The sequence below is a fragment of the Streptomyces sp. NPDC001922 genome (assembly GCF_042891165.1).
Classification (GTDB): domain Bacteria; phylum Actinomycetota; class Actinomycetes; order Streptomycetales; family Streptomycetaceae; genus Streptomyces.
The window spans coordinates 92,226-116,446 of the sequence record NZ_JBIASV010000018.1; the positions used below are offsets into that span (position 1 = coordinate 92,226).

The 24,221-nt window shown below is 69.1% G+C and carries 15 protein-coding genes and 1 tRNA gene; 11 read left to right on the plus strand and 5 right to left on the minus strand.

The window, feature by feature from the left end:
* The first annotated feature begins 6 nt into the window (after positions 1-6).
* The 6 genes from ACFYYR_RS29295 to ACFYYR_RS29320 all read left to right on the plus strand — a co-directional run bounded on the left by ACFYYR_RS29295 (position 7) and on the right by ACFYYR_RS29320 (position 6,864).
* Complete coding sequence (locus ACFYYR_RS29295) at positions 7-1,254, plus strand: LeuA family protein (RefSeq protein ID WP_388860069.1); 1,248 nt, start codon at positions 7-9, stop codon at positions 1,252-1,254.
* A complete protein-coding gene (locus tag ACFYYR_RS29300) occupies positions 1,251-2,525 on the plus strand; it encodes an aconitase/3-isopropylmalate dehydratase large subunit family protein (protein ID WP_388860072.1) in 1,275 nt (424 codons plus the stop codon). The genes ACFYYR_RS29295 and ACFYYR_RS29300 overlap by 4 nt, the downstream gene beginning before the upstream one ends.
* Positions 2,522-3,028 (plus strand): 3-isopropylmalate dehydratase, encoded by a 507-nt coding sequence (locus ACFYYR_RS29305; protein ID WP_388860075.1) that lies wholly within the window; start codon positions 2,522-2,524, stop codon positions 3,026-3,028. Before ACFYYR_RS29300 ends, ACFYYR_RS29305 begins: the two co-directional genes overlap by 4 nt.
* Positions 3,029-3,030: 2 nt before the next feature.
* Positions 3,031-4,035 (plus strand): PotD/PotF family extracellular solute-binding protein, encoded by a 1,005-nt coding sequence (locus ACFYYR_RS29310; protein ID WP_388860078.1) that lies wholly within the window; start codon positions 3,031-3,033, stop codon positions 4,033-4,035.
* Between the two features lie 80 nt (positions 4,036-4,115).
* Positions 4,116-5,405, plus strand: a complete 1,290-nt coding sequence (locus tag ACFYYR_RS29315; protein ID WP_388860081.1) for a cytochrome P450 — start codon at positions 4,116-4,118, stop codon at positions 5,403-5,405.
* Positions 5,406-5,571: 166 nt separating this feature from the next.
* Positions 5,572-6,864: a cation:proton antiporter gene (locus ACFYYR_RS29320; protein ID WP_388860084.1), complete on the plus strand. Its 1,293-nt coding sequence runs from the start codon at positions 5,572-5,574 to the stop codon at positions 6,862-6,864.
* A gap of 184 nt (positions 6,865-7,048) precedes the next feature.
* Here the strand turns inward: ACFYYR_RS29320 and ACFYYR_RS29325 are convergent, their stop codons facing one another.
* A complete protein-coding gene (locus ACFYYR_RS29325) occupies positions 7,049-8,263 on the minus strand; it encodes a helix-turn-helix domain-containing protein (protein ID WP_388860087.1) in 1,215 nt (404 codons plus the stop codon).
* A 607-nt stretch (positions 8,264-8,870) separates the two neighbouring features.
* Between ACFYYR_RS29325 and ACFYYR_RS29330 the strand changes: the two genes are divergently transcribed.
* Together ACFYYR_RS29330 and ACFYYR_RS29335 are read left to right on the plus strand one after the other, a co-directional pair.
* Positions 8,871-10,937, plus strand: a complete 2,067-nt coding sequence (locus ACFYYR_RS29330; RefSeq protein ID WP_388860090.1) for a discoidin domain-containing protein — start codon at positions 8,871-8,873, stop codon at positions 10,935-10,937.
* A 948-nt stretch (positions 10,938-11,885) separates the two neighbouring features.
* Positions 11,886-13,385 carry a hypothetical protein gene (locus tag ACFYYR_RS29335; protein ID WP_388860093.1) on the plus strand — a complete coding sequence of 500 codons (1,500 nt, stop codon included), beginning with the start codon at positions 11,886-11,888 and terminating at the stop codon, positions 13,383-13,385.
* 962 nt (positions 13,386-14,347) lie between these two features.
* On the opposite strand, the gene ACFYYR_RS29340 is transcribed toward ACFYYR_RS29335, so the two are convergent.
* From ACFYYR_RS29340 to ACFYYR_RS29355, 4 genes are all read right to left on the minus strand, one after another.
* A tRNA-Pro gene (locus ACFYYR_RS29340) sits at positions 14,348-14,421 on the minus strand.
* Between the two features lie 453 nt (positions 14,422-14,874).
* Positions 14,875-15,288 carry an MmcQ/YjbR family DNA-binding protein gene (locus tag ACFYYR_RS29345; protein WP_388860096.1) on the minus strand — a complete coding sequence of 138 codons (414 nt, stop codon included), beginning with the start codon at positions 15,286-15,288 and terminating at the stop codon, positions 14,875-14,877.
* 332 nt (positions 15,289-15,620) lie between these two features.
* Positions 15,621-16,505 (minus strand): alpha/beta fold hydrolase, encoded by an 885-nt coding sequence (locus ACFYYR_RS29350; RefSeq protein WP_388860186.1) that lies wholly within the window; start codon positions 16,503-16,505, stop codon positions 15,621-15,623.
* Between the two features lie 756 nt (positions 16,506-17,261).
* Positions 17,262-17,828, minus strand: coding sequence for a nucleoside deaminase (locus ACFYYR_RS29355; RefSeq protein WP_388860099.1), 567 nt, complete (start codon positions 17,826-17,828; stop codon positions 17,262-17,264).
* Positions 17,829-17,981: 153 nt separating this feature from the next.
* Between ACFYYR_RS29355 and ACFYYR_RS29360 the strand changes: the two genes are divergently transcribed.
* The 3 genes from ACFYYR_RS29360 to ACFYYR_RS29370 all read left to right on the plus strand — a co-directional run bounded on the left by ACFYYR_RS29360 (position 17,982) and on the right by ACFYYR_RS29370 (position 24,172).
* Entirely contained in the window at positions 17,982-18,959 is a 978-nt protein-coding gene (locus ACFYYR_RS29360) for an antibiotic biosynthesis monooxygenase (protein WP_388860102.1), read from the plus strand.
* A gap of 333 nt (positions 18,960-19,292) precedes the next feature.
* Complete coding sequence (locus tag ACFYYR_RS29365) at positions 19,293-20,768, plus strand: FAD-binding oxidoreductase (protein ID WP_388860105.1); 1,476 nt, start codon at positions 19,293-19,295, stop codon at positions 20,766-20,768.
* Between the two features lie 203 nt (positions 20,769-20,971).
* Positions 20,972-24,172, plus strand: coding sequence for a glycoside hydrolase family 2 TIM barrel-domain containing protein (locus tag ACFYYR_RS29370; RefSeq protein ID WP_388860108.1), 3,201 nt, complete (start codon positions 20,972-20,974; stop codon positions 24,170-24,172).
* The last annotated feature ends 49 nt before the right edge of the window (positions 24,173-24,221 follow it).

The window sequence follows — 24,221 nt, forward strand, 5'->3', positions numbered from 1 at the left end:
GAAATGATGGAAACAGCACGAGAGGCACAAGAGCTCCACCCCCACCTTCCGGCGTCGGTGGAGGTCATCGACTGCACCCTGCGCGACGGTGAACAGGCACCGGGCGTCTGGTTCACCACACAGGAAAAGCTGGATCTGGCCACGGCCTTATCGGATGCGGGCGTCTCGGCCCTCGACGCGGGATTCCCCGCTTCGTCCGGCAGCGAACTGGAAGCGATGCAGGCCATGCACGACCTGGGCCTGAGCGCGTCCATCGCGGCAACGGCCCGTCCCCTTCCCCAGGACGTCGCCGCTGCGGTGAAGGCGTACGCGGACGAGGTGTTCCTGTTCATGCCGACCAGCGACCTCCGGCTGAAGGAGACCCTGGGCATCACCCGCGACCAGGCCGCGGCCGTGTTCCGGTCGGGAGCGGAGGCCGCCGCCGCAGGCGGCCTGGGAGTCAACCTGGTCTTCGAGGACGCGACGCGCACCGACCCGCGGCAGTTGATCGACACGGCCGTCGAGCTCCGCCGGCACGTCCCGGTGCGCCGGCTGGTCCTGGCGGACACCACCGGGTGTGCCCACCCGGCCACCATGCAGCAGCTGATACACCGTGTCGACCACGCCCTGGACCACGAGATCACCCTCTGCACGCACAACCACAACGACTTCGGTCTGGCCACGGCGAACACCCTCGCGGCAGTCTCCGCGGGCGCGCGGGCGATCACCTGCACGGTCAACGGCCTGGGGGAACGCGCCGGGAACGCCGACCTCGCCGAGTGCGTGGCGGCCCTGACCCATCTGTACGGAGTCGAGCACGGCGTCGATCCGCTGGCCCTTCCCGCGCTGTCCGCCGACGTGGAGCGGGCGAGCGGCGTCGCCACCAGTCCGATCAAGCCGGTGACCGGGTTCAACGTCTTCCGGCACGAGTCGGGCGTACACGTCGACGGCATGCTCAAGGACAACCGCAGCTACGAGTTCCTGCCGGCCGCCTGGACGGGCCGGCGCAGCGAATACGTCCTCGGGAAGCACAGCGGCACGTCACTGGTACGCCACCTCTTCGCCTCCGCCGGCCTGCGGTGCGACGACGCACTGGTGGCCCGTGCGCTGGGCGAGGTCAGGGACGCGGTCGAGCGGCGGGACAAGGCCGCACACGGACAGGCTCACACCGACGTCCGGGCGACGTACCGCAGGCTGCTCTCGGGCTACGACCCGGCACGGCTGATCGAGCGATACCGCGATCAGCCGTCAACCGACAGGCAGGTGGAGCGATGAGCGGGCACGGCCGCACCATCAGCGACAAGATCATCGACGCGCACACCGTCGACCCCACCGACACCGGGCTGTACCGCGAAGTACGGGTCGACGCGCTGCTCGGCCACGATGCCACCATCGCGCTCCTGGTGGACGAGTTCAAGCGCCGCGGTCTGCAGATCTGGGACCGCGACCGAGTGATCTTCACCAACGACCACTTCTCCCCGCCGGCGACCATCGAGCGCGCGGACATCTCCAACAAGTTCCTGCGCTTCGCGCGGGAGGAGAACGTCACCCACCTCATGCTCGACCGGGGCATCTGCCACCAGTTGCTCGTGGAGAACCCACTGTGCACACCCGGCAGTCTGATCGTCGGAGCCGACAGCCACACCATCATGGCGGGCGGCATCGGTGCGTGCGCGACCGGTATGGGCTCCACCGACATCCTCTACACGCTGGCCACCGGCACGACCTGGATGCAGCGGCCCGCCACCGTACGCGTCCGGTTCCACGGCGCGCTCGGCCGGCACAGCAACGGCCGGGACATCATCCTGGAACTGCTCCGCCTGCTGGGGGAGAGCGGTGCGCAGTACCGTTCCCTGGAGTTCCACGACCTCGCGGACACTCCGCTCCGCCAGGACGACCGCTTCGCGATCTCCAACATGGCCGTGGAACTCGGTGCGAAGTTCGGCGTGTTCGTGCCCGACGAGGTGACGGCCGCCTACTGCACCGAGCGCGACGGTCACCGGCCCGAGCTCGTCGTACCGGATCCCGACGCGCGGTACGAGCGGACCGTGGACATCGATCTGTCCACGCTGGCCCCTCGGATTGCCAAGCCCTGGTCGCCGGGGAACGTGGTGCCGGTCCGGGACATCGAGACGAAACCCGTGTCCGTCGCCTTCCTGGGGTCCTGCTCCAGCGGCCGGCTCACCGACATCCGGGACGCGGCCGAGGAAGTCGAGGGCAGGACCGTGCACCCGAACGTCCGGTTCGTCGTCATACCCGCCTCGGTCCGGGTGTTCCAGCAGGCGCTGCAGGCCGGCTACGTCACGACGCTGACGAACGCGGGCGCCATCTTCAACCATGCGAGCTGCGGACCGTGCGGGGGGATCGACAAGGGCGTCCTGGGCGCCGACGACGTGTGCGTCTCCACGTCCAACCGCAACTTCCGTGGGCGGATGGGCCACTGGGAGAGCCGTACCTACCTGGCGAGTGCCCGCACCGTGGCGCGCGCGGCGCTCGCCGGGCACATCAGCCCCGATCTGTACGAGGCAGGGAGTCCCGGAGCATGACCACGATCAACGGCCGGGTGTGGCTGTTCGGCGACGACCTCAACACCGACGTCATCCACCCCCCGCAGTTCTTCAGCCTCGACGAGGAGAAGGTGAAACGGGGCCTCTTCCACGGCCTCGACCCCGACATCCAGCCCAGCCTCCGCCCCGGGGACGTCCTCGTCGGCGGCCGCAACTTCGGGTGCGGCTCCAGCCGTGAGACCTCGGTACGGTCGCTCAAGCTGAACGGGATCGGTGCCATCGTCGCGGTCGACTTCGCGAGGATCTTCTTCCGCAACTGCACGAACAACGGCATACCCTGCCTCACCTTCGCCCGCGCGCAGGACCTGGGAGTGCTGCGCGCGGGCATGCGGGTCGACGTCAGCCCCGGGCAGGCGCGGATGACGACCGACGGGGGGCAGGAGCTCCCGCTCGACCCGCCGGGCCCGTTCGTCCAGCGCATCTGGCGGGCCGGCGGCCTGCTGTCCCTGTTGCCCGGCCCGCGCTCCGAGCGGGGTGCGTGAACGTGCGCGCACCTTCCGACTCCCCTGCCGGTGTCCTGCGCGTCCACACCTGGGGCGGCCGGTGGGGCCGCGCACTGGACAGCGCCGTCTCCCGCCCCTTCGAGCAGGCCACCGGTGTACGGGTGCACCACGAGCCGCACGTCGGGCTCGCGCTGCCGCCCTCGCTCCTGCACGCCCTCGACACCGGGGAACGCCCGCCCGTCGACGTCGTCTGGTCGAACTCGGTCCCCGCGCTGAACGCCGCCCGGGCCGGCCACTGTCTGCCCCTGGACCCGACCCGCATGCCGGTCCTGGCCGACCTGCGCCGCCGGTCCCGCCCGGACGGTGACGCGGCGCAGTCCGTGGTCCACCCCTACGTCGTGTACTACGTGCTGGGGTACCACGAGGAAGCGTTTCCCGAGGGGCCGCCCCGTTCCTGGGACGTCCTCCTCGACGAACGGCACCGCGGAAGGATCGCGCTCTACCCGCACGGGAACGGCCTGCACGCCATAGCGCAGACGATGCAGGGCGGCCGCATCGAGCGCATCCCCTTCGAGATGGAGGCGTGCTGGAGCTTTCTGCGCCGCCTCCGGTCACAGATCTCCGAACTCGAGTACAGCATCGGCATGGAGGAGCGGCTGCGCGCTCGCCGCCTCGATCTGTGTTTCCGCGCCCTGCCGAACGTCCTCGCCTTCCGGACCGACCTGCCCGTCGGGTGGAGCGTGCCGAGCGAGGGAACCGCCGACACCACCGACGCCCTGTGGATCCCTCGTGGGGTACCGGACGCGGTGCGCGACCTCGCGATGCGGTACATCGCGTTCGCGCTGCGGCCGGACGTCCAGCAGGACTGGTGCCGGCAGCTCGGAGCGATGCCCGTACACCCGGCGGCCCAGGTGCCCACGATGCTGCGCCGCCCTGATCTGCCCGCACACGCCGACGATTTCCGCGGAATCCTCCACATCCCCGAGAGCGTCAAAGCGGAGTACCAGGACGTGTGGGAGAGGAAGTTCGCAGAAATCTTCGCCTGACGGCGACCGAGGCATCCCGCACCGCCACGAGAACACCCCGGCAGGGTGCCGAATCAGCTCACCGGAAAGAGAAAAGCACCATGTCAGAGACAAGGGGCCCCGCCACGGGCACCGACTCCCCGCCGCTGCCCGAAGGCTGCCCGTTCGGCCCGAACGGCACCGGTTTCCATCCTTTCGGAACCCCCGGCTTCGCCGACCTCTACCAGCAGTTGGAGACGGCACGGAACGCATCCCCCGTCTTCTACAGCGAGCCTTTCGGCATGTGGGTCGTCTCCCGATACGACGACATCCTGAAGATACTCAAGGACGCGGACCGCTTCTCCTCCTCCACCAGGCCGATCATCCTGTCGAGCTTCCCCGACGAGATCCGGGCCGCGCTGGAGAGGACACACACCTTCACGGCTCCCAATCTGGCCTTCGACGGCCGCCCCGCACACGATCGCCTGCGCGGCCCGGTGGCGAAGTACTTCTCGGCCAAGTCCATGATCCGTCGCGAAGCCCGCATACGCGAGATCATGACCCGCTGCTTCGAGGACATACCCGACGGCTCCCCCATCGACCTCGTCGAGTCGTTCGCCCGGCCGGTGGCCGGCCGCGTGATGATCGACCTCGCGGGCCTCCCCGCACAGGACCACGACAGGATCCTGCGCTATCACGAGGCGGTCAACGCATTCTTCTTCGGAAATCCGCCACTGGAGAAGCAGCCGGGCTACGTCGAGGACATCCGGGAACTCGAGGCGTACCTCGCCGACGTCATCGAACAGTGCCGGACGAGTCCGCGGGAGGGGCTGATCAGTCATCTCCTGGACCTCGTGGCAAAGGGCGAGGCCGACTACAGCACCACGGAACTCATCAGCCTGATCAGTTTCGACGTCCTCGCGGCAGGAATTCGCCCCGCCGGCTTCGTGATCGTCAACCTGTGCCGCGAACTCCTGCGGGACCCGCAGCACTGGGACAGCCTCCGCGCTGATCCGTCCCTGTTCGACAGCGCCTTCAACGAAGCGCTCCGGCGCTCCGGAATCGGGCTCGGCGTCTTCAGGAAGACCACCACCGACGTGGACGTGGCCGGCGTCCGCATACCCGAGGGTTCGGTGATCTGGGCCATGGTGGCGTCGGCGGACTACGACGACAGCCGGTTCCCGGACCCCGAGGTCTTCAACCCCCACCGGACGAACCTCGCGAGCAGCCTGCACTTCTCCCAAGGACTCCACTACTGCCTCGGCTCGTATCTCGCCCGGACCATCGCACGGGTCGGCATCGACCTGCTGATGCGGCATCACCCGAGGCTGCGCCTCGTACCGGACCAGGTGATCGAGTACGAAGCCAGCATCAACCTCATGATCCCGGCCGGACTCCTGGTGGAGAGCTGACCCCCTGGCGACGCCGGCGCGGCCCCCGTCGAGTCCCGGCCCCCGCCGAGTCCTGGCCGGAACGGCGGGGGCCGGGACGACGTGCGGCGCGACCGCGGGCGGGTGATCTGCGGCCCCTTCCGACCTGAACTCACCACCACCGACGTTCCCCGAACGAGGAGAGCCCGTGTCCCATGCCGCACAGATCAGCCGGCTGCTTCTCTGCCTGCCGGTCGTGATCCTGGCCTGCCGTGCCGGAGCCTTGATGCTGCGGCGCCTGGGTCAGCCTCCCGTCGTGGGGGAAATCGCCGCAGGCATCCTCCTGGGCCCCTCGCTCCTCGGTCAGCTGTGGCCGCAGGCCCAGGAGTACCTCTTCGCGCCGGAGATCCTGGACGACGTCGACTCCCTGGGGCAGTTGGGACTCCTTGCGTTCATGTTCCTGATCGGGCTGGAGCTCGACCTGGGGCACCTGCGGGGCAACGGTCGTGCCGCCGTGGCCGTCAGTCAGCTCAGCATCCTGCTGCCCCTGCTGCTCGGTGCCCTGCTGGCGCTGGGGATGTACGACTCACTGGCGCCTCCTGGAGTGAGCCGGGTCGCGTTCGTGCTCCTCGTCGCCGTCGCCCTGAGCATCACCGCCTTCCCGGTCCTCGCGCGGATCCTCACCGACTGCGAGCTCTACCACACGCCCCTGGGCAGCCTGGCCATGACCTGTGCCGCCATCACCGACATCACCGCATGGTGCCTCCTGGCCGTGGTCGTGGCCGTTGCCACCGGGGGCACACCCCTGGCTTCGCTCACGACGGTGGCCCTGGTGCTGGGCTACCTCGTGGTGATGACGCGAGGCGTGCGCCCGATCCTCGCCCGGGCCGGCCGGCTGAAGCCGGTCGCGGCAGGCAGCGAGCGGCACGAAGGCCTCGCCCTGGTGCTCCTGTTCAGCGGAACGTGCCTGTCCGCACTGGCCACCGACGCCATAGGGGTGCACGCGATCTTCGGTGCGTTCATGTTCGGCGTGGTCGTGCCACGCCGGACCGTGGTCGTCGAGAGGGCCGCGGCACGGCTGCGGTCCGTCACCGAGCCTCTGCTCCTGCCGTTGTTCTTCGTGTCGACGGGGCTCCACACCGACATCGGGATGCTGGCCACGGAGCCGGAGCAGTGGCTGTGGCTGGGCGCCCTGCTCGGGGTGGCCGTGATCGGCAAGTGGGGTGGCGGGGGTGTCGCAGCACGTCTGACCGGCAGGCCGTGGCGGGAGGCCCTGGCGCTCGGCGCCCTGATGAACTGCCGCGGCCTGACCGAGCTCATCGTGTTGAACATCGGCCTGAGCCTCGGCGTCATCGACGAGGAGCTGTTCACCATGCTGGTCCTCGTGGCCCTGGTCACCACCGCCGCCACCACCCCCGCACTCAGAGCCTTCGGCGCGGGCAGACACACGGCCCACCCGCGAACGGCAGGGCCGGCTACGGAGCCTGTGAGACACGCGTGAGCCGGCCAAGCCCCGACCGGTGAACACTGCCGAGCCGGGGCTTCTCCCGCATCTACAGCCGGTCCAGTATCCCTTCGCGCGGGCTCACCACGGTCAAACGCCCGGGGTACCGGGAGGTCCACTGCCCCGGCCCACTCTCCGGGCGCAACACCCACACCGCTCCGCCATGCACATCCGCTATTCGCTATTCGCTCACCCTCAGGCACTCCGCCAGCGGGCGCAGCCCCGGCGGGTGGTTGGGGAGCGTCCACAGGTCACGCACAATGGCCACGGCCAATGTGTGGTGCTGCATCCACGTCGGCGCCACCCGGCGCAGGGACTCCAGGGTCTTCACCGCTCCGGCTGCGTCCCCGATGTCCGTATGGGCTCGGGCCACGTCCAACAGCAGCCACGTCCGCCAGGACGGCGGGGTGTCCTTGCTCAGCCTCATCCCCTTGGCCAGTGCCAAGGCGTCCTGCGGATGCCCGTACTGGACTGCGAGCCGGACGCGTTCAATGCGGACCGACGACGGGCTGAAGACGCTGACCATACGGTTGTCGCTGCCGTCGGGCAGCTTGGAGACCCGGGCGGCTTCCTGCTCCGCCCTCGCCATCATCGCCGCCGCGCGCTCGTAGTCACCGCGCCGCGCGGCAGACGTGGCGGCACTCATGGTCAGCGCACCCCACACCTTCAGGCCGTCGGCCGTACCGGTACGGCCCGCGTTCGCCATGTCCTCGGCAGCACGGAGTGCGATGTTCAGTGCGTCTTCCAGGCGCCCCTGCCGCTGGTAGGTCCACGCTGTGGAGTTGACGATCATCGGCAGAAGCAGCGGATCGGAGGACTCTCCCGCAGCCTCTATGGCGCGCTCCAGGCTCGTCAGGGCAAGGTCCGTCTTGCCCATCCGCACGGCGACGTGTCCGGCGAGCTGAAGCGCCTTGCCCAGGGCTGCGAATCCGGCCCCGCGGTCGTCGTCGTGGTCCGAGACCGTGGCGGCGCGGGCGTCCGAGAGCAAGTCCGGCAGCGCCTTCATCACCGTGTCGAACTCGGCGGCGTGGTACTGCGTCCAGCCTTCCGCGATCTGCTCGCGCAGACGGTCCAGCGAGAAGTCCGGTCCTGGCGGCTCCAGGTCGGGCCCCCAGAGCACGGGCATGATGGCGCGGCGCACGGCCACGAAGCGTGGTCCGTCGTTCTCTCCTGTGGAGGAGACCGCAGGCGGGTCGCCCAGGAGCGTGGTCAGTTCCACGCCGAGACCGTTGGCCAGTGCGTGCAGCGTGGGAAGGCGTGCAGAGTGCTTCCGCCGCTGTTCGAGCTGGCGGATCACATCGACGGACACGTCGGAGCGCTCGGCCAGCTCTTCCTGCGTCAGGGAGGCCAGACGGCGCAAGCGGCGCAGGGTCCGCCCCAGGTCTTCGTTTGCCACGCTGCCACCGTACGCCCCGGGCTACTTCCGGAGCTCATGATGCCTGCCGCAGCTGTAGGCACACCACCACCGAGTACGACGCCCGCAGAGAGGGCTACGACGGGTGACTCACATACGACCCCCGGAAACTATGACGTGGCCAGTCCTGAAGCGCGTCGAGCACCCGTCCGAGCTGCTGCCATCGTCATCATCTTGCTGCTTCCGGGCCGGGCCTGGCCTGGGTGAGTGGTTGAACCGGCGCTGGTCTCGGGTTCTCGTGGGGAACAGCGGGAGCGCATCCGAGGCCGTTGTGGTGTTGGGTTACCGGAATCGCCAAGCGTCGGCGAACCTGATCAACCGATGCACTTGAACACGCCCCTGTGGAAAACGTGTTGAGTAGTGGTGGCGCAGTTCCCCGGGACCCGTTCGGCGTGACTGGTCAAGGCGCCCGTGGCCATGCGTGGATGGGCGGACATGTCGCGGTGGACCGTTCCGTAGGAGACGCTGCCACCGTGGCCAAGGACGCGTGAACTGCCGAACGTGAACGCTGCCAGGGGGTTGGCGTTGCGGGCTCGCGTCCCTACCGTAGAGCAAAATATGAGCAACGCTCACATCTAAGGATCCGGCGATGGTCATCGTTCAACCTCTGCGCCGCAGACTCAGATCGCTCGCGGTGGTGTCGCTGCTTCTGGCTGCGACCGCTCTGGTACTCGGTCCGGTGCCCAGCTCCGCGGCGGAGTCCAACTGGTGGGATCCGTCCGCGAGGCCCGCACCCGACTCGCAGATCAACGTCACGGGTGAACCCTTCAAGGGCACCGACACCCAGGGCCGCGTCAGGGGCTTCGTCGACGCCCACGACCACATCATGTCCAACGAGGGCTTCGGCGGCCGACTGATCTGTGGCAAGCCGTTCTCGGAGCAGGGCGTCACCGACGCGCTCAAGGACTGCCCCGAGCACTATCCCGACGGCTCGCTCGCCATCTTCGACATGATCACCAAGGGCGGCGACGGCAAGCACGACCCCAACGGGTGGCCCACCTTCAAGGACTGGCCCGCCCACGACTCAATGACCCACCAGCAGAACTACTACGCCTGGATCGAGCGGGCATGGCGCGGCGGTCAGCGGGTGCTGGTCAACGACCTGGTCACCAACGGCGTGATCTGCTCGGTCTACTTCTTCAAGGACCGCAGCTGCGACGAGATGACGGCCATTCGCCTCGAGGCGAAGAAGACGTACGACATGCAGGCCTTCGTCGACAAGATGTACGGCGGCCCGGGCAAGGGCTGGTTCCGGATCGTCACGAACAGCGCGCAGGCCCGAGAGGTCATCGAGCAGGGCAAGCTGGCCGTCGTCCTGGGCGTCGAGACCTCGGAGCCGTTCGGCTGCAAGCAGATCCTGGACGTCGCGCAGTGCAGCAAGGAGGACATCGACCGGGGCCTGGACGAGCTGAAGGAACTGGGCGTCAGCAGCATGTTCCTGTGCCACAAGTTCGACAACGCACTGTGCGGGGTGCGCTTCGACTCCGGCGCGCTCGGTACGGCCATCAACGTGGGCCAGTTCCTGTCGACCGGCACGTTCTGGAAGACGGAGACCTGCCGCGGCCCGCAGCACGACAACCCCATCGGCAACGCGGCGGCACCGGAGGCGGAGAAGCGGCTCCCGAAGGGCGCGGCCGTCCCCTCGTACGCCTCGGGCGCGCAGTGCAACACCCGCGGGCTGACCGACCTGGGCGCGTACGCGGTGCGCGGGATGATGAAGCGCAGCATGATGCTGGAGCTTGACCACATGAGCGTCAAGGCCGCTGACCAAGCCTTCGACATCCTCGAATCCGAGTCGTACCCCGGCGCCATCTCCTCGCACAGCTGGATGGACCTGGGCTGGACCGAACGCCTCTACAAGCTCGGCGGATTCGCCGCCCAGTACATGGGCGGCTCCGAGGCCTTCAGCGCGGAGGCCGAGCGCACGGCCGCGCTGCGCGAGAAGTACAACGTCGGCTACGGCTACGGCACCGACATGAACGGTGTCGGAGGCTGGCCGGCTCCACGGGGCGGGGACACCCCGAACCCGGTGAAGTACCCCTTCCGCAGCGCGGACGGCGGCTCGGTGATCGGCAAGCAGACCACCGGCGAACGCACGTGGGACTTCAACACCGACGGCGGCGCGCAGTACGGCATGGTCCCGGACTGGATAGAGGACATCCGGATCGTCGGCGGCCAGGGAGTCGTCGACGACCTCTTCTCGGGAGCCGAGTCCTACCTCCGCACCTGGGGGAACTCCGAGAAGTACCAGGACGGAAAGAACCTCGCCGCGGGCGCGGGCGCGACGGCGTCCTCATCGGAATGGTGGAACCCGTTCGTCAGCTTCAAGCCCGGGAAGGCGGTGGATGGCGACACGGGCACCCGCTGGGCCAGCGAGTGGAACGACGACCAGTGGCTGCGGATCGATCTCGGATCCGTGCAGCCGGTCAAGCGCGTCACCCTCGACTGGGAGGGGGCGTACGCGAAGTCGTACCGCGTCGAGGTGTCGGAGGACGGCACGAACTGGAAGACGGTGTGGTCCACAGCCTCCGGCGACGGCGGCCTGGACACGGCCCGTTTCGCCGGAGCTCAGGCGCGCTACGTACGCGTCAAGGGGCTGGAGCGCGGCACCCAGTGGGGCTACTCGCTTCGCGAGGTCGGCGTCTACGCCGGCTGAGGCACCGACGAGGCGGTGTCCACTCGGATGACCTTGTCTCGCAGACGCAAAACAGCCCGTTGACCAGGAAACTGTTCCTGGTCAACGGGCTGTTTCCGCACCGTCGGGACGACAGGATTTGAACCTGCGACCCCTTGGCCCCCAGCACATGGCGGTTGCGGCTTCCACAGGTCAGTGCGCACAGGAGGCGCGTCTCGACGTTCCGCTGGGCTGGGGTCGTACGGCTGCGCGCACAACGTATGGTCCCAAAGTGGTCCCAGGTACAGCTCACCTGATCACCTCGATGCGAACTACCGGGCGGGGCGGTCGCTGAGGGCTGCACGGTAGGTCAGTCGTGTCCGGACGGCCGATGTCGGTGGGCTGCGGTTGCTGAGGTTGCCGTACTTCGCTGCTGTACTGCGGGGCACCCTGACCACCGCCTTACCCGTTCGATCCGGCGGCCCAGGACCTGGTACTCAACACAGAGCCGCCTCATGCACCGGTGCCTCTCCGTCTGCCGCACTCTGCCGGTGTTCAGCCTTGTTGATGTCAAAGACTGATGTCAGCGAATCCCACCTGGTGCCCTGCCCCTCAGCACATTGCGGTTGGTGTTCCGCAGTTCGCAGAAGCGCGCTGCGTATGGAACCGTTTCGGCGAACCGGGACCGTTCAGCCGCGCGCGTATTTGTAGGTCCCCAATATGACCCCAGCTGCATCGGGAAAGCAGACGACGTGTACGCCACTAACGGCCTCCCGGCTGCTGAGTACCTCCTGAGACGTCGTGCAGAGCCAACTTGTGCCGAGCCACACCGGAGCCGGAAGCTCCTTGAATGCCGCTTCCATCTCAGGGACTTTCGCGTCCGAACTAGACCGCACGAGTGAGGGCGTGTTGCAAATAGCGCATGGATAGCCATGGTCAAGAGTTCACACGTGATAAGCCTGGAAGACACCAGAACAGATGGAGGACGCAATGGACAACGAACTCCTCACCGCGACAACTTTGGACCTTCTGAAAGATCTCCAGAAATGGCGAATTCGCGCAGTCGAGCGCGTCGATTTGTCCAGCGCCCTTTGGTCGGAACGGGATCGAGAGGTGCATGTCGAAACGCTTTCCCGACTCACCTGTATGCAGAGAATCATGGAAACGATCGACCCCAAGAATAAAGATGCCACCGTCGAATTGACCATCCCCCTTACCGACCTGCCAGCAGTTCCCATCATCGATCTAGATGTAAGGGTGGCCGGAGAGGAAGCTTATCGAATCCCCATCGAGGAGAGCGCGCAACTGCAGGCCAAATACATCGCACGCCTCGCAAGAGATGTCGACCACGACATCGAAGACCTTAACGACTTCCTGGCCGCGATCTTCTACTTCCCACACGACGCCTACCGACAGATCTGGCAAAGCTACAACCACTTGCGGCCGCAGTCATGGACCAACTGGATGCGACTGAAGTACGGAGAAGGAGATCCCGTGCGCGACTATCTCGAGTCGAACGTGGGACTCTCCTTCAAGTTCTCGGACGCCGACTATCGCGAATGGCTAGAAATCTCTCAAACAATTGGAAGCATTGCCGGGGAGTACGCATTTCACGATCATTTGAGCGGTCCGGCACATCCGCTTATCACGCTCCCGCACCTCGAAAGGGAGATGAGTAAGAGTCACCACACCGCGAGGGGCGAAGCATTGAATAAGGAAAAAGTCAGCGAATTACTGATTCGACTTTGTGATTTTTTGACCGAAGTTCACAAGCGCACCAACATGGCGTGCGAGAACCCAGACCTTCACCATCGGAACGCGCACAATAAATTGCTTACCACCTACTCAGGGTACGGTGGGCGCTGGATGGCGTTCGCTAGATGCCACGTCCCAGTAAACAAGCCCTTCATCATTCACACCAAAGCAAGAGTTCCGGTATATTTCACCAAAACGAGGGATAGAAGTTGCATTACGCATCACATCCGAAAAAGGGCCTGGCAAACGTTCGCGTTCGCGGACGCGAAAGCCAATCATCTCAGCATTAGCGTCAGCGACACAGCTACGCGCTTGGACACTCGCTGCACAGCGCTCGATGAACGGGGAAATCCGACTCCCATCGCCGACGATGAGCAGACCACCTTTGAACTCTACTTGAGGTACGACTCCAACGAAACTCGCAGCCAGCGGATCCTCGTAGGCACTCCCTTGCGGATCACGAGAATCAGCTCGGTTTTCCTGTGGCTGACGGTCCTTATCACAGCCCTGGGGCTTAGCGTTCTGTGCTGGCGCGTAGTCAATGGCAAGCTCTCCACCGAAGATACTGCCGTCATTCTCCTCCCAGTAACATTCGCCGCAGCTTTTCTGCTCGCCAGGGATACCTCCACCTTGAGTATGCGAATCCGGAGAATCCGTCAAGCGATTCTTATCGTGGAGCTATTTACTCTAATTTCTCTCGTCTTCGTTCTATATTTTGCCCACATGATTAGTTGAGCATTATCCCGCTGGCCACTGTCAGCACTGCCGTCAATGGCGCCCCCGGATTGCTGTGCAGGGTCCACGACCGCTCGCTCCAGACGGCGGTCAACTCTTCGAGTGACGCGTTGGCTCAGGCTCGACCTGCTGCTGACCCTGCTCCGGATCGCTGTGGCCCGGGGCTGTTGGCGTCAGCATTCTCCTCCGGTGATGCACGGCTCTGCCGTACTCGGCTTCCGCCGCACTCTGGGTTCACCCGTTGGCCTTTCCGTGCCACCCGTCAGCCACAGTGCTCCCGCGCTGTGACGAGCACGCACGCGTGTGCCTCCAACAGCCCAATCCGGTCTGACTCCGCTTCTCAGCTGCGGCAGCCGAAGGCGCCCTGGAGCGGTTTCCACCGACCGGCACCACCGACTACCCCACCCACCACGCACCCCAGCCATTCCGTCTCCCGCCTGCCCACCGGCATCGCATCACCGCCGCCGGCCGGCCGTACTCGGACGACCGGAGCTCCCGACCGCCGTGGTCCCGGTGACCGTTCGGCTCTGCCGAGTCCTTCGGCAGCGGAGACCGTGGGGCGCCGCGTCTGCTCTCGGCACTGGTGCGCTCTTAGGCAGGGCAAAGCGTGAAACGGGTCATCCCGTGGCTTCCCCGAAGGCGCGAGGCCGTGGGTGCGGCGCGGGCCGAAGGCATGGCGCCGCACCCACGAACCCCGGGTGGCCAGTTGACTGGCCGACTGGGTGTGACCCGTAGCGGTGGCTTTGAAAAAGCCATGGGCATGCGCACCAAGTGCAACGAAGGCAGGAACGCTCCCAGCCCCCACGAAGAACGTCGCCGCCCGAAGAGACCCGGCAGGACAGCCGAGACGAACCCCCGGACAACCCGGCGCGCACGTGGACCGGCAGTCACGCAGTTGGTCACGCACATGCAGCAGGGCCGGTATCCCGATGGGATACCGGCCCTGCTCTGCGTCTGCACCGTCGGGACGACAGGATTTGAACCTGCGACCCCTTGACCCCCAGTCAAGTGCGCTACCAAGCTGCGCCACGTCCCGGTGCCCGTGCGGCCTGGGGTTTCCCCCGGCCGACCGCGCACGAGAACAATACCGCACTTCACCGGGTGCTTGCTCACCCCAGGCTCGGACAGAACCGTCGGGCCGACCCAGGGCGGGAACATCGACGGCCGCGATCGGTTGAGAGTGGCCCTCTCGCCCTCCAGCTCCCCGCTCGCTCCACGCTCACCTGCGGGGATGACGAGTACGACACCCCCGGGCGACCCCGCCCCGGCACCTCCCGGGCGAATCCCAGTCGCCTCTCAGTAAGGCGCCCTCGATCCGGCCGGCCATGCGGCCCACCGACAGAGCGAAGCCAGGATCCGATTATTCGCAATTCACCCCAAAGCGGGCCGCCATGCGCAGCCGTTGCGGGGTCGACTTCGCCTGCGTACATCGAGGGTGAAGTCTCGGCCCTCTGGACGCGGCCATCCTTCACCCCCGCGACATGGTTCGTCACTCGCAGCGACCGGGCGTCCAGTCCGCACACCCCCGGGCTCTACCCCGCGCCGTCCCACCCTGGCCCGCGTCCCCACACATCGCGGACAGCCTGCGCGGAGCCGTCTGGCGCCAGGCGTCGAGGAGGATGGTGCGCAGCTCGGCGTCGCCTTCCACGGCTGCGAGGCGTACCCGGAGCCAGGCGAAGTGATCGTCGTGTCCGGGGCGCAGGAAGAACTTTTCGGGCTCCGACTCGATCAGCTGCGCACGGTCCTCGACCGGGCATTTCACCCCCATGGACGCCTCGTCGTCGGCGAGGGAGGCGAAGATCTTGCCCCGGACGCGGAAGGCCGACATGCCCCAGGCCGGCTTCTCCTCCGCCTCGGGCAGGGCCAGGGCGATGCGGCGGACGTCGGCGGCGGTGACCCCCATGGCGGTCCTCCTGGTCCTCCTGGTCCTCATGTCCCTGCCGCCCCTTCTCCGGGGCTGTCGCCCATTCTCCGCGGCCTCGCGCCCGGCCGCAGCCCTCCCGACGGTCCGCAGATCTCGTGCGAGGCCGCAGCTCCTCGCGAGGCGCCGGCGCCTCGACGTGCCGTCCGTCTCCCGACGGTCCGCAGGCTCCCGTACCCCTGGCGCCTCCGGCCCCGTCGCCCGCGCCCAAGCCCCCGGAGACGCGAGCTTCCGGACACCCAAGCCCCCGGACACCCGAGCACCCAAGACGGCCGGGCACCGGGAAACCGGCAGCCGGGCACCCGAGACAGCCGTCAGGCCGCGGGGACGTGCCCGTCCAGCCAGTTCAGCAGGTCGTGCTGCACCTCGTCGCGGTTCGTCTCGTTGAGGATCTCGTGGCGGGCGTTCGGGTAGGCGCGCCAGGTCAGGTCCTCCGTACCGAGGTAGCGGAAGTCCTCCAGCAGCTCGTAGACCAGGGTCAGCCCCTGGTGGCAGGGGTCCTCCGAGCCCACGGCGAGGTGGACCGGCAGCCGGGTCGGGATGCGGGCGAGGTTCCGCGGGTCGTTGATCTTGCGGACTGCCCGCACCCACTCCAGGGCGAGTCCCGCGCTGAACGCGAAGCCACAGCGCTCATCGGCGGCATACAGGTCCACCTCCGCCTCGTCGCGCGACAGCCATTCGAACCCGGTGCGGTGCGGGTACGGATCGTTGAACGCCGCGAAGAGGTCCGGGATGAAGCCGGAGGGCGCGCCGGCGCCACGGTCCGCGACCTCCCGCTCCAGCGCGGCGGCCGCACCCTCGGTCTCGGCACCGGGGAGGGAGCGGAAGACGCCGGACAGGATCAGGCCGTGCAGCTCGGTTCCGTACTCCTGGGCGCAGTCGCGGGCCAGCATGGCCCCGAGGCTGTGGCCGAGGAGGACGAGAGGCGCCCCGGTGTGTTCGGCTCGCGCCCGGTCGCCGACCGCTTTCAGGTCGGCGACGATCGCCGGCCAGGCGCCGTCGCCGGCGACGCCGTAGCCGCCGGTCGAGGCGGCCGTCGCGCCGTGCCCGCGGTGGTCGGACGCCACCACGGCGAAGCCGTGACCGGCGAGAAAGCGGGCGAACCGGTCGTAGCGCAGTCCGTGTTCGGCCGCCCCGTGCACGATCTGCACGACGGCCCGGGGGCGATCGCGCGCCGGCGTCCAGGTGTAGGCCGCCACGCGCGTACCGTCCGGGCGGTCGAGGTGGTCGGCGCGGTACGGGTGGGGCGGGCGAGCGGCACCGCCGTTGCCGTCACGGCCGCCCTCGTCGCCATGGCCGCTCTCGTCGCCATGGCTGCCGCGATGGTGGTCGCGGTTGCCGTCGGAGCTGCCCTGCTCGCAGCCGCCCCGGGCGAAGCTGCCCTGGTCGAAGCCGCCCAGTTCGGATCCGCCCGGATCGAAGCTGCCCGGATCGAAGCTGCCCTGGTCAGCAGTTCCCTGCTCGGTGTTGCTCGGGTCGGTGGTGCCCTCGTCGGTGCTTCCGTTGCTGGTGGCGTGCTGCGCCATGCGGCTCGCCTTTCCGTGTCGGGTGCATCGGGTCATCGGCTGGGACGGGGCCGCCGTAGCGGCGGTTTCCGGTCCCGCCATGACCGTCCCCCGGCACACAGACGTCATGCACGCCCCTCACCCATCGCCCCTCACAGGCCCGTGGGCGCGGCAAGCGGCCCCCGCCGCCCAACACCGCTTGCGATCGCCCACACAGTGAAGCGCCGAAGACGGCGAAGCGGCGAAGGCGCCGAAGACGGCGAACCACACTGCGGACATGGCCCCAAGCTCCGGCACCGGAGCACGCCGGACGGCCCGTGCGGTGGGCGCGGCCGAGACACATGTCCCGGTACCTCGACCGCGCCCGCCGCACGGGCCGTGACTGCGAGGGTGGGCGACGCCGCCCCAGCCGATCCCCCGCAGTGGCCGACTTGCCGTCAGTCCCGTGTGTCAGTACGGATGGTGGTTCGGCTTGTCCGCCCACGCCTGGTACGACTGGGCGCCCAGCTCCGGGTGGATCTGCTCGAGGGGCAGGCTGCGCTGCTCCGGAGGCTTGGCGAAGTCCTCGTACTGGAACGCGTCGTCGAAGCCGATCTCCTGGGTGGCCTTCCAGTCACAGCTGTAGTACACGGCGTCGAGCCGTGACCAGTAGATGGCGCTCATGCACATCGGGCAGGGCGCGCCGCTGGTGTAGATCAGGCAGCCCTGGAGCATACAGGCGCGTTCCGGTACGACGTCCTGGGAGCCCTCGGGGCGGGGAATCAACTGCAGCGTGTACTGGTTCTGGTGCTCCTCGGCGATGCTGGGCGCTTCCGGATTGAGGAGCTGCACCGCCTTGCGGATGGCTTCGACCTCGCCATGGGCGGTCGGATCGGCCGTCAGCAGGACGCGGTTCTGACCGCGGGCGATGATCTCGCCGTCCCGGGTGATCACTGAACCGAAGGGGCCGCCCCACCCCTTCTCCACGGACTCGGTCGCCAGTCGGACAGCTTCCGTCATGAACTCCTTGTGCCCCATCGCCGCACCTCCGCCGAGCCGTTCTCGTCAGGCCGAGCAGCTCTCGTCAATCGGTCAATCGGTCATCGGTCAATCGGTCAACCATCCACCGTCAACTGAGCATCATCAGACACCATTTGTCCGATATCCACCTTTCTGCCTAGACTACCCGGTATGAGTGTCGGTGCAAGCCGCAACCTCAGCGGCAACAGCGCGACCGTGGTGACCTCGCAGCGGGTCCGGGACGGCCATGACGACGCGTACCAGTCGTGGCAGGAGCGCATGAACCGGACCGTGCGGCACTTCGACGGCTTCGAGGGCACCGAGCTGTATCCGCCGGTCAACGGCGACGAGAACGAGTGGGTCGTCATCTTCCGCTTCTCCTCGATCGACCAGCTGACCGCCTGGCTGGAGTCGGGTGCGCGGCAGCAACTGCTGGACGAGGGACGCCCGCTGTTCGACGGCCCCGCCACCCAGGAGGTTCTGGCCGGCGGAACGCCCGCGGCGCCCGGCCAGGAAGCCGTGACCGCGGTCATCTCCCACGATGTGCGGCCCGGCCGGGAGCGGGATTTCGAGCAGTGGCAGAGCAAGATCCTCAAGGCGCAGGAGCGGCAACCCGGCTTCATGGGCTCGGAGTTGTTCCGGCCGTTGCAGGGCATTCAGGACCACTGGGTCGTGGCCTTCCGCTTCGACACCCGGGAACACCTCGACGCCTGGCTGGACTCCGAGGTCCGCGAAGAGCTGCTGAAGGAGGGGCGCAACTACTTCTCCTCCTACGACGTCCGCAAGATCGGCTCCGCGTTCAGCGGCTGGTTCCGCTTCGGCGACGGCGGAGACGAGGGCGTCCCCGCCAACTGGAAGCAGGCCATGGCCGTCGTCCTGGCCCTGTATCCCACGGTGACGGTGCTGAATCTGGCGGTGAACGACGAGCTCGGCGATGCGGGCGTTCCCGGCTACCTGAATCTCTTCATCGGGAACCTGCTCAGTGTCAGCGTCCTGACGTGGCTTCTCATGCCGCTGGTCAACCGCGGTCTCGCGTTCTGGCTGCAGCCGAGCCGGGCGAAGTCGGCCCGTACGCACATCCTGGGGGCGATCGTGGTCATCGTGTGCTGGGGCATTCTGCTCACGATCTTCGGCCTCACCCTGGACTGACGCCTCGGCCGGTTCACCCGGGCCCTTCGCCTCGGACGATCCACCCCATGCTGAAGCACCCGTCGGCCCCTCCCCGGCGGGTGCCTCAGCCGGTGCAACGGCCCCGGCCCCGGGCGGCACCCGCGGGGCCGGGGCCGGGGCCGGCCCCGGGCGGCACCCGCGCCCCGTGGGCGTGCCCGTGCATGAGCCACTAAGCTGGGAAATGCCCCACCTCATGGCGGTGCGGTCTCGGGCCGTACGGACTTTACGGACTCGGGCACTGCGCACTCGGGAAGTACGGTCTCGTGGTCCATCGCGGCACTCGGCTCCAGGGCCTTCCCCACGGAACGACCGGTGGAGACCGCTTGCGAGCACGCGTACAGCGGCAGCGAGGAGTGCACCATGCGCGAACACCCGCAGGCCCACGGTGTCGAGGGGCAGATCGTCCGGCGGGGAGACGCCGCGTACGAGTCCATCCGGACGAGCATGGTGTGGAACGGGCTCACGCCGGGGCGCCGCCCCGAGGTGATCGTCCGGGTCGCGTCGGAGCGTGACGTACCGGCGGCCGTCCGGACGGCCCGGGCGGAGGGGCTGCGGATCGCCGTGCGCGCGGGTGGCCACAACTGGTCCGGGACCTCCCTCCGTGACGGGGGGATGCTGCTCGATCTGTCGCGGCTGCGCCGGTTCGAGATCGACGCGGCGTCGGCCACCGCCACCGTGCAGCCGGCCGTCCGCGGGCAGGACCTGATGCCCGCCCTCGCCCGGGAGTCCCTCGCCTTCCCCGGCGGCCACTGCCCGTCCGTCGCCCTCGGCGGGTATCTGCTGAGCGGCGGCCTCGGCTGGAACTCCGCGGCCTGGGGACCGGCCTGTGCGAGCGTCCTGGAGATCGAGGCGGTGACCGCCGACGGCGAATTCCTGCGGTGCAGCGAGAAGGAGAACGCCGACCTGTTCTGGGCGGCCCGGGGTGCCGGGCCGGGCTTCTTCGCCGTCGTGACGGGATTCCGGATCGCGCTGTACCCGCTGCCCCGAGCCATCCGCACCACCACGCACGCCTTCCCGCTGGAGGACGTCGAGCGGGTGACGTCCTGGGTCACGGACACGGCCGAAGAGCTCGCCCCCACGGTCGAGTCGGTGCTCGTCCTGGCCACCGCGGCACCGGACATGACGAGCCGGTCGCCGCGGCCCAAGGTGGTCGTCGCCGGCGCCACGGTGTTCGCCGGTACGGACGAGGAGGCCGACGCGTCCCTCGCGCCGCTGCGGGACTGCCCGTTCGCGGACCGGGCGCTCTTCTCGGACACCGACCGGCCCACCTCCTTCGACGCGCTGTACGCCGATTCGGCGGCCGTCTGGCCCCCGGAACACCGCTACGCCGCCGACACCCTCTGGTCCGACGAGGACTTCACCACGCTGCTGGCCAAGCTCAGCGAACCGGCCGCCGCGAGCCCCTCCGACCAGTCACTGGTCCTCGCCCCCGTGCTGCCCGTCTCCACCGACGAGCGGCTGTTGCGCGACATGGCGTTCTCGGTGCTCGGCCGGAGTTACGTCGTGCCGTACGCGGTGTGGGACGACCCGGCGGAGGACGCCGTCCAGATGCGCTGGCTGCGCGAGGCCATGCACGCCGTGGAACCGTTCGGGACCGGGCACTACATCGCCGAGGCCGACCTCACGGCCGCCGCCTCCCGGGCCGAGCGGTCGTTCGCTCCGGCCGACTGGCAGCGTCTGCGGGCGCTGCGGGCCGCCTACGACCCGGACGGGGTCTTCCACTCGTATCTGACCCCGGAGGAGGGCGGCGCGTCGTATCCGGACCCGGAGGAGGGCGACGCGCTCTGACCCCTGCCGTGCGCCGGCCCGCCGGCCGCGGGGGCGCCCGGCAGGAACCCCCGCAGACACCCCCCGGCGGACACCCGGCAGAGATCCGCCGGACACCCCGGCCGGGCGAAATCCCCTTCGTCCACGCCGCGTTCCATTCTCCTGCGGCAGCGGCTGGTGCAGGGTGTGGTCCAGGACCGCACCGGTGCGTACCGAGGAGAAGCATGAGCGACGTCATGAGCACTCCCGATTCTCCCCTCCCGACCGACGGGGGCCGCCGGACCGGCGGAAGCCCCCGGAGCGACGGGAGCCCCCGGACCGACGAGCACCGTCCGACCGACGGAGACCTCGCGGGATCCACGAACCGGCCCACCGCCGGGCAGGGGCCGAGCCTCACCGACCGACCGGCCGCCGGCCGGCTCACCACCGACCAGCCGGCCAGTACCTCCCCCACCGGCCTCCCCTACTACGAGGACCCCTCCCCCGGCCACGGCACCCTCCCGCCCCGCGCCTGGTTCCCGGCCTCCGACGCGGCCCGGCTGAGTCTCGACGGCACCTGGCGCTTCCGGCTGTCGCCCACCGCGACCGCCGAGGACGCGTCGTTCGCCCGCCGCTCGTTCGACGCCTCCGGCTGGGACGAACTGCGCCTCCCCGCCCACTGGGTGCTCCACGGCCACGGCTCCCCCGCCTACACCAACACCGCGTATCCGTTCCCCGTCGACCCGCCCCACCTGCCGGCCGAGAACCCGACCGGCGACCACCGCTTCGTCTTCGACCTCCCCGAAGACTGGGACGGCGAGAGCGTCCTGCGCTTCGAGGGGGTCGAGTCCTGCGCCCGGGTCTGGCTCAACGGCGAGGAGCTGGGGGCCTTCAAGGGCAGCCGGCTGCCGCACGAGTTCTCTGTGGGGGCGCTGCTGCGGCCGCGGGGGAACGTGCTCGCGGTGCGGGTGCACCAGTGGTCTTCGGGCAGCTATCTGGAGGACCAGGACCAGTGGTGGCTCCCCGGCATCTTCCGTGAGGTGACGCTGCTGCACCGGCCTCCGGGCGCGGTCCGGGACTTCTTCGTCCACGCGTCGTACGACCACCGGGACGGTACGGGCACCCTGCGGGTGGACGCCGAGCCGGGCGACGCCCGGATCACCGTGCCCGAGCTGGGGCTCGACCTGGCGGCGGGCGAGGCGGTGACCGTGCCGGTGGAGCCGTGGAGCGCGGAGATCCCGCGGCTGTACGACGGCGTGCTGGCCACGGCCGGGGAGCGGGTTCCGCTGCGCATCGGCTTCCGTACGGTCGCGGTGGAGGGCGGTGTGCTCCGGGTCAACGGCCGCCGGATCCTGTTCCGCGGCGTGAACCGCCACGAGTTCCACCCGGAGCACGGCCGCGCTCTCGACCGGGAGACGATGCGCCGCGATGTGCTGCTGATGAAGCAGCACAACATCAACGCGGTGCGCACCAGCCACTATCCGCCGCACCCGGCCTTCCTCGACCTGTGCGACACGTACGGCCTGTGGGTGATCGACGAATGCGATCTGGAGACCCACGGCTTCCACGCCCTGGGGTGGCAGGGCAACCCGGTGGACGACGCCCGCTGGACCCCGGCGCTGCTGGACCGCGCGGAGCGGATGGTGGAGCGGGACAAGAACCATCCGTCCGTCGTCCTGTGGTCGCTGGGCAACGAGTGCGGCACCGGGCGCGGACTGACCGCGATGGCCGGGTGGATCCGCCGGCGGGACCCGTCGCGTCCGCTGCACTACGAGGGCGACCCGTCCTGCGCGGACGTGGACGTCCACTCCCGGATGTACGCGGACCACGCCGAGGTCGACCGGATCGGCCGGGGCGCCGCTTCCCCGGACGACACCCCGGAGGCCGCCGCCCGGTACCGGCAACTCCCGTTCCTGCTCTGCGAGTACGCGCACGCCATGGGCAACGGTCCGGGCGGACTGAGCGACTACCAGCGGCTGTTCGAGAGCCATGAGCGCTGCCAGGGCGGCTTCGTCTGGGAGTGGATCGACCACGGGATCGCCTGCCGCACCGGCGACGGCCGCCGGTGGTTCGCGTACGGCGGGGACTTCGGCGAGGAGCTGCACGACGGGAACTTCGTCTGCGACGGACTGCTGTTCCCCGACCGCACCCCCTCCCCCGGGCTGATCGAGTACAAGAAGGTGATCGAGCCGGTCCGGATCGAGGGCGACGGCCGGGCGGGCACCGTCCGCATCGGCAACGGCCACGACGTCGCCGACCTGTCCGGGCTGTCGTTCCTCTGGTCCTACGAGGCCGAGGGGCGGCCGGTCGCCGAGGGGACGCTGTCCGTCCCGCCGCTCGGCCCCGGCGAGACGACCGAGGTGAAGCTGCCCGCGCGCCCGGACACGGAGCACGCGGGCGAGGCCCTGTGGACGGTGCGGGCGGTGCTGGCCGCGGACACCGCCTGGGCGAAGGCCGGGCACGAGGTCGCCTGGGCCCAGCTCCCGGCCGTCCCGCGGCCCGCGGCGCCGGCCGTACGCGCCACGGCCGCCCCGCGGCCGGGCGAGGCGAATGTGCTGCTGCTCGGGCCGGGCACCTTCGACGCCGCGACCGGCGCGCTGCGCCACCTGGGCGGCTTCGAGGTCGCGGCGCCCCGGCTGGACGTGTGGCGGGCGCCGACCGACAACGACGAGGGCGCGCCCTGGCAGCCCGGCCTGCGGATGGGCACCCTCTGGCGGGGCCTCGGGCTGCACCGGATGCGGCACCGGACGGACTCCGTGCGGGCCGGGGAGACGGAGCTGGAGGTCCGCGGCCGGGTCGCCGCGGCGGGCAGCGGGCTGGGCCTGGCGACGGTGTTCCGGTGGACCGCGGACGGCGGGGCGCTGCGGCTCGGGGTCTCGGTGACACCGGAGGGCGACTGGCCGTGCGCGCTGCCCCGGCTCGGGGTGCGGCTGGGCGTGTGCGGGAGCCTGGGGCTCGCCGAGTGGTTCGGCGGCGGGCCGGGCGAGGCGTATCCGGACACCGGCGCGGCCTCCCGCACCGGCCGCTGGAGCCTGCCGGTGGACGCGCTGCAGACGCCGTACGTGCGCCCGCAGGAGAACGGCGCGCGGGCCGATGTGCGCTGGGCGGAGCTGCGCCGGGACGACGGGACGGGGCTGCGGATCGCCGGCTCCCCCACGTTCTGGTTCACGGCCCGGCGGTGGACGAGCGAGCAGCTGGACGCGGCGGCGCACACCACGGACCTGCGGCCGGGCGGCACGGTCTGGGTGAACCTGGACCACGGACAGCAGGGCATCGGCAGCCAGTCCTGCGGCCCCGGGGTCCTGCCGCAGTACCAGCTGCGGCCCGGCCCGGCGGCGTTCTCGTTCACCTTCTCGACGGTCGCGGCGCCGTCCGCCGGGACCACGGCCGGCGAGGCCGCTGCCGGCGGGAGCGCCGGAACCACGGGGACGGCCGGCGCGGACTGAGAGCGGATGTGAGAACTGGGAGCGGGGCACGCGGATGCGGATGTTCCGG

What these genes read in the sequence shown, in the direction of transcription:
- ACFYYR_RS29335 (WP_388860093.1), top strand. Translation starts at nt 11,886, where the DNA reads ATGGACAACGAACTCCTCACCGCGACAACTTTGGACCTTCTGAAAGAT.
- ACFYYR_RS29315 (WP_388860081.1), top strand. Translation starts at nt 4,116, where the DNA reads ATGTCAGAGACAAGGGGCCCCGCCACGGGCACCGACTCCCCGCCGCTG.
- ACFYYR_RS29370 (WP_388860108.1), top strand. Translation starts at nt 20,972, where the DNA reads ATGAGCGACGTCATGAGCACTCCCGATTCTCCCCTCCCGACCGACGGG.
- ACFYYR_RS29360 (WP_388860102.1), top strand. Translation starts at nt 17,982, where the DNA reads ATGAGTGTCGGTGCAAGCCGCAACCTCAGCGGCAACAGCGCGACCGTG.
- ACFYYR_RS29345 (WP_388860096.1), bottom strand. Translation starts at nt 15,288, where the DNA reads ATGGGGGTCACCGCCGCCGACGTCCGCCGCATCGCCCTGGCCCTGCCC.
- ACFYYR_RS29330 (WP_388860090.1), top strand. Translation starts at nt 8,871, where the DNA reads ATGGTCATCGTTCAACCTCTGCGCCGCAGACTCAGATCGCTCGCGGTG.
- ACFYYR_RS29300 (WP_388860072.1), top strand. Translation starts at nt 1,251, where the DNA reads ATGAGCGGGCACGGCCGCACCATCAGCGACAAGATCATCGACGCGCAC.
- ACFYYR_RS29305 (WP_388860075.1), top strand. Translation starts at nt 2,522, where the DNA reads ATGACCACGATCAACGGCCGGGTGTGGCTGTTCGGCGACGACCTCAAC.
- ACFYYR_RS29355 (WP_388860099.1), bottom strand. Translation starts at nt 17,828, where the DNA reads ATGGGGCACAAGGAGTTCATGACGGAAGCTGTCCGACTGGCGACCGAG.
- ACFYYR_RS29295 (WP_388860069.1), top strand. Translation starts at nt 7, where the DNA reads ATGGAAACAGCACGAGAGGCACAAGAGCTCCACCCCCACCTTCCGGCG.